This is a genomic window from Pontibacterium sp. (genome assembly GCF_041587635.1).
Classification (GTDB): Bacteria; Pseudomonadota; Gammaproteobacteria; order Pseudomonadales; family Balneatricaceae; genus Pontibacterium.
In genome coordinates, this window is sequence record NZ_JBFGYC010000238.1 from 1 (window position 1) to 5806 (window position 5806).

The window sequence follows — 5806 nt, forward strand, 5'->3', positions numbered from 1 at the left end:
ATTAAACCCACCATCTTACCTCCCTGCTAAATAAAGACAGCCGATCGAAAACCGCACAAAGGGAGTGTCTGGTTTCCGTTGAAGTGGATCGCCATACGGACCCGGAGCAACTGGCTGAACTGGAACGCAGTATCCGCGCGATACTGGAAGATGTTCGTATGGTGGTTGAGGATTTTGAGCCGATGATGGCGCAATGTGATGCGCTGGAGCAGGTGTTTGGTAGCTCGCTGCACGGGTTAGATGAAAATAACATCGACGAAGTTCGGGCATTTATCGGTTGGCTGAAAAATCATTTTACCTTTCTTGGTTATGACGAGTTTGAGTTGGTCGAAGAGAACGGAGAGAAGCGTCTTGAAGCTATTATGGGCAGCCAGCTCGGGCTGCTGAAATATTGTGATGAACACTGCCGCGAGACACTGGTAAATGAAGGCAATCGGGATGCGGGGGAGTTCGTTTTGATCCCCGATATCCTCTCCTTCTCCAAATCGCCCACCAAATCGAAAGTGCATCGCCCGACCTACCCCGATTATATCAGTCTTAAGCGCTTTGATAAGCAAGGTAAATTGGTGGGCGAGGCGCGTTTCCTGGGGTTATACACCTCAAATGTCTATATCCAGAGTTCTCGGATGATTCCGGTGATTCGCCATAAGGTTGATCAGGTGATGGAGCGCTCTGGCCTGCATTCACAAGGGCATGATTGGAAGGAGCTGTTACAGATTCTGGAGATCTACCCGCGAGATGATCTATTCCAGATTGGGGTTGAAGAGCTGGTTGATACCGCGATGGGGATATTGCAGATCCACGAACGCCGCCAGATCAGGGTGTTTTTGCGGCGCGATCATTTCGGACAGTTTTTCTCCTGTCTGGTGTACGCCCCCCGTGATGTATACAGCACCGAGTTTCGCCTGGCCGTCGAAGGTATTCTCTGCCGTGAGCTCGGCTGTAATCAGGTGGAATTTAATACCTACTTCTCTGAATCTATTTTGGCACGGACCCAATACATTCTGCGCAGTGGCGAAGAAGTTAAAGCGGATATCGATGTACTGGCTCTGGAAGACATGATCCGCGAGGCCGCGCGTAGCTGGGGGGATCATCTTTACGATGCGCTGGTGGAGTCGATGGGAGAGGAGAATGGTATTGCTGCATTTCATCGCTACGGTGATACCTTCCCGAACAGCTATCGATCTGACTTTCCACCCCGTACTGCGGTTGTTGATATCGGCCATATGATGACGCTGAGTCACGAGAGGCCGTTAGCGTTCAGTTTCTATCGTGCGCTGGAAAAAGATCAAGATACCCTCAACTTCAAGCTGTTTAACCTGGGGAGTTCGCTTCCGTTATCGGATGTTTTGCCGATCATGGAGAAGCTGGGCTTACGCGTCATTGATGAGCACCCCTATCGGATGATTCTGAAAAGTGCGGAGATCTGGGTTCATGACTTCAATTTGATCTATACCGGCAAAGAAAAAATTAGCTTTGATGAAGGCAAGGAACTGTTTGAAGATGCGTTTCTTAATATCTGGAACGGTAATGCGGAAAGTGATGAATTTAACCGTCTGGTGCTACCGGCTCAGTTAGGCTGGCGTGAAGTGAACATTCTGCGTGCGTACAGCGCGTATATGAAACAGATCCGCTTCAATATCAGTAGTGAAGGGGTCAGTGCCGCTCTGAATAATCAGGTCAGTATCACTGGTAAATTGGTGGCGCTATTCGAAGCGCGTTTTGATCCGAATGAACATAGTGAAGAGCATCAGACGCAGTTAGAGGCAGACATCTTATCGGCGCTGGAGGAGGTGCCGAGCCTGAATGAAGATCGTGTCATTCGACAATACCTCGCCTTGATTAAAGCAACCCAAAGAACCAATTATTACCAGCGGGAAACGGGCAACCTGAAGCGTTATTACGCATTCAAACTGATGCCTGAGCAGATCCCGAATATCCCGTTGCCAAGGCCAATGTTTGAGATCTTTGTATTTGCACCATGGATGGAGGGTGTGCATCTGCGTGGAGGCCGGGTTGCACGGGGCGGACTGCGTTGGTCTGATCGTTATGATGACTATCGCACTGAAGTGCTGGGTTTAGTCAAAGCGCAACAGGTCAAAAATGCGGTAATTGTACCTGTGGGAGCAAAAGGGGGGTTTGTCGCTAAGCGTTTGAACCCTGATATGGATCGCAAGGCATGGCAGGAGGAGGGGGTTCGTTGTTACGAGACCTTTATTCGCGGGTTGTTGGACATCACGGATAACCTAAAAGAAGGTGAGGTGTTACATCCGACTGAGGTTGTGGTGCATGACGATGACGATAGTTATCTGGTCGTTGCGGCTGACAAGGGTACTGCGACATTCTCCGACATCGCCAATCGTATCTCCGAAGAGTATGACTTTTGGTTGGGAGATGCTTTTGCGTCAGGTGGCAGTCAGGGCTATGACCATAAGGCCATGGGCATTACCGCTAAAGGCGCCTGGGTCTCCGTTGAACGGCATTTTCGTGAGATCGGCATCAATACCGACAAAGACGATTTTACGGTGGTGGGTATTGGGGATATGGCGGGTGATGTGTTTGGTAACGGTATGTTGCTATCGAAACATATTCGCCTGGTGGCGGCGTTTAACCACATGCACATCTTTATCGATCCAAATCCGGATGCCGCACGAAGCTGGAAAGAGCGTCGACGGTTGTTTGAACTGCCGCGCTCCAGTTGGAGTGATTACAACACCAAGTTGATCTCTGCGGGAGGAGGGATTTTCTCGCGCGAGACAAAAGCGATCAAACTCAGTGAGGAAGTGAAGTCTCTGACTGGATTAACTGAAAAAAGTGTGACCCCTGCCGAGCTGATATCAGCGTTGATGGCTGCACCGGTTGATCTGATCTGGAACGGTGGCATTGGCACTTATGTTAAAGCGCAGAGTGAAAGCCACTCCGATGTGGGGGATAAAGCCAACGATGGTTTACGTATCAATGCGAACCAGCTTCGCTGCAGAGTGATTGGCGAGGGTGGCAATCTGGGGATGACACAGCTGGCACGTATTGAATATGCGTTAGCGGGTGGCCGCATGAATACTGACTTTATCGATAATGCCGGGGGTGTGGATTGTTCTGACCACGAGGTAAATATCAAAATCCTGTTAAATCAGATCGTATCCGATGGTGACTTAACCGATAAGCAGCGTAACCGGTTGTTGGAGGATATGACCGAGTCGGTCGCGGAGCTGGTGTTAAAGAACAACTATCGTCAGGTACAAGCTATCAGTATGGCCCAGGCACGCTCCTTTGGAGGAATGGCGGAGTATCGGCGGTTTATCTCGACGTTGGAGCAAGACGGTAAGCTGAACCGTGCATTGGAATTTATCCCCGAAGATGATGAATTGGCCGAGCGTAAGAGTGCCGGGCAAGGCCTGACCCGGCCGGAGATGTCGGTGCTTATCTCCTACAGCAAAGCGGATCTGAAAGAAGCGTTAATCAAAGCGCGTGTTGCCGATGATCCCTACCTGTCACGAGAGCTGGAAACTGCTTTTCCTGCGGTATTGGCAGAGCAATACATGTCTCAAATGCAGCAGCATCGTCTGCGTCGGGAGATTGTTGCGACACAGATAGCGAATCATATCGTGAACCTGATGGGGATCAATTTTGTTGAGCGCCTGCGTGCATCTACAGGTGCAGATGATGCGGCGATTGCACGGGCTTATGTGCTGGCGAGGGATATTCTGGATCTCGGGCGGGTTTGGGCACAGATCGAAGCACTGGATTTCAAGGTGGCGGCAGATGTCCAGATCCAGATGATGAATGATTTACAGCATTTGGCACGGCGCACAACACGCTGGTTTGTGCGTAATCGTCGATCAGAATTGAACTGTAGCGATGAGGCCCAGCTATTTACCGCGCAGCTTGGTAAGGTCAGCAAGAAGCTAGGTGAGTTGCTGTGTGGCGAGCCTAAAGCGATCTGGGATCAGGCGTGTCAGCGATATCTGGATGCCGGTGTGCCGCAGCGTTTGGCAGAACAGGTTGCCGGCGCACGGAGTTTATACAGTGCCCTGGGTATCATCGAGGTGGCTCGAGAAACCCGTATCGGTGTCGAAACGGTGGCTCATGCCTATTTTGAACTGGGGGAACGTCTGGGATTGCAATGGTTCGCACGCCAGCTGAACGAACTGGAGGTGGATAACTACTGGCAGGCACTGGCCCGTGAGGCATTCCGCGATGACATGGATTGGCAGCAGCGTGCATTGATTTCTAATGTACTGGGATATTATCGTCGTGGTCGTTCCATGCCTGATGTCGTGGCACAGTGGGCCGATACCAATGCCATGCATGTACAGCGTTGGCAAAATGTTCTGAGTGAGTTAAAAAGTGCGGAACGGGAAGAATATGCGATGTACACTGTCGCCGTTCGCGAACTCTTTGATCTGGCGAAGAATAGTGAGTTTAGCGAATCCACTGAAACGGAAGATAACGCAATAGAGTAATTAAGGCTGGCGATGATGTGTTGTCGTCAGTGATACGTTTAAGTACAGCAATGAATGAAATAGTATTTGATCTCCATCTGCCCGCTGAGGAGTATCTGCGGGTGTATCAAGGCAGTGCCCGTGATGTAGTGACCCGTGCACTGGATGGCAGGCGGGTGCGTTTTCCCGCGCATATCCTAAAGCCTTATCTCCTGCATCATGGGATATCCGGCCGTTTCCGGATCAGTTTTGATCGTAACGGGCGTTTTCAGAAGATTGAAAAACTGGCGTAACTCTGGGTTCCCTAAGGCACTGCCCTGTTAATAAAGGGCTGGGTCGCCTATAATCTGCGGCAAATTTTTCCAATGCAGAATACGCCGAGTACCCCGCATGCTATATCCTCTTGCTCGATCCCTGATGTTCCGCTTTGATCCAGAAACGTCCCATGAAGTGGCGTTGCACACCATGAACATCGCATCTGATCTTGGTTTCCACAAATTGATGGGGGCCGCTGAGATTAGCGATCCGGTTGAGGTGATGGGATTGTCCTTTCCAAACCGTGTGGGTCTGGCAGCAGGTCTGGATAAAAACGGTATCGCCGTAGATGGTCTGGCGGCGATGGGATTTGGCTTTGTTGAGGTGGGCACTGTGACACCTCGCCCGCAGGCGGGCAATCCAAAGCCGCGTTTGTTCCGTCTTCCAGAACAGAATGCGATTATCAACCGCATGGGCTTTAATAACGACGGCGTTGATCATCTGCTGAAAAACCTGCAGAAGAGCACGTATAAAGGCATTCTGGGTATCAACATTGGTAAGAACAAAGATACTCCGAACGAAAAAGCCAACGATGATTACCTGTACTGTATGCGCAAAGTGTATGACCGCGCCTCTTATATCACCGTTAACGTTTCGTCTCCAAATACTCCGGGGCTGCGCACGCTGCAATACGGCGAGTCGCTGAACAGCTTGCTGGATGCACTGAAATCTGAGCAGGTGCGTCAGGCAAAACTGCATGATCGCTATGTACCGATTGCGGTAAAAATTGCACCGGATATGGAAGAGGAGGAGTTCGAGATGGTGGCTTCTTCTCTGAAAGCTTACGAGATGGACGCCGTTATTGCGACCAATACAACGTTGTCGCGTGAAGGTGTGGAAGGCTCTCCGTTTGCACAGGAAGCAGGTGGCCTCTCGGGCGCTCCAGTGCGTAATAAGTCGACCCGTGCAATTCGTATTCTATCCAACGCTCTGGATGGTGCGCTGCCGATTATCGGAGTGGGTGGTATTACCGAAGGTTTTGACGCGGCAGAGAAGATTGAGGCAGGTGCAAGTCTGGTTCAAATCTACTCCGGTTTTATCTACCACGG

General features: G+C 50.7%; 3 protein-coding genes. All 3 read left to right on the top strand.

Features of this window, described 5'->3' with window-relative positions:
• The first annotated feature begins 83 nt into the window (after positions 1-83).
• The gene (locus ABYW01_RS12255; protein ID WP_372833041.1) at positions 84-4463 is read left to right on the top strand and encodes an NAD-glutamate dehydrogenase; all 4380 of its coding nucleotides are present in this window, start codon (positions 84-86) and stop codon (positions 4461-4463) included.
• A gap of 50 nt (positions 4464-4513) precedes the next feature.
• On the top strand, positions 4514-4735 hold the full coding sequence (locus ABYW01_RS12260; RefSeq protein ID WP_372833044.1) for a DUF2835 domain-containing protein: 222 nt from the start codon (positions 4514-4516) through the stop codon (positions 4733-4735).
• A gap of 97 nt (positions 4736-4832) precedes the next feature.
• On the top strand, positions 4833-5806 hold a 974-nt coding region (locus ABYW01_RS12265), incomplete at its 3' end, for a quinone-dependent dihydroorotate dehydrogenase (RefSeq protein WP_372833047.1).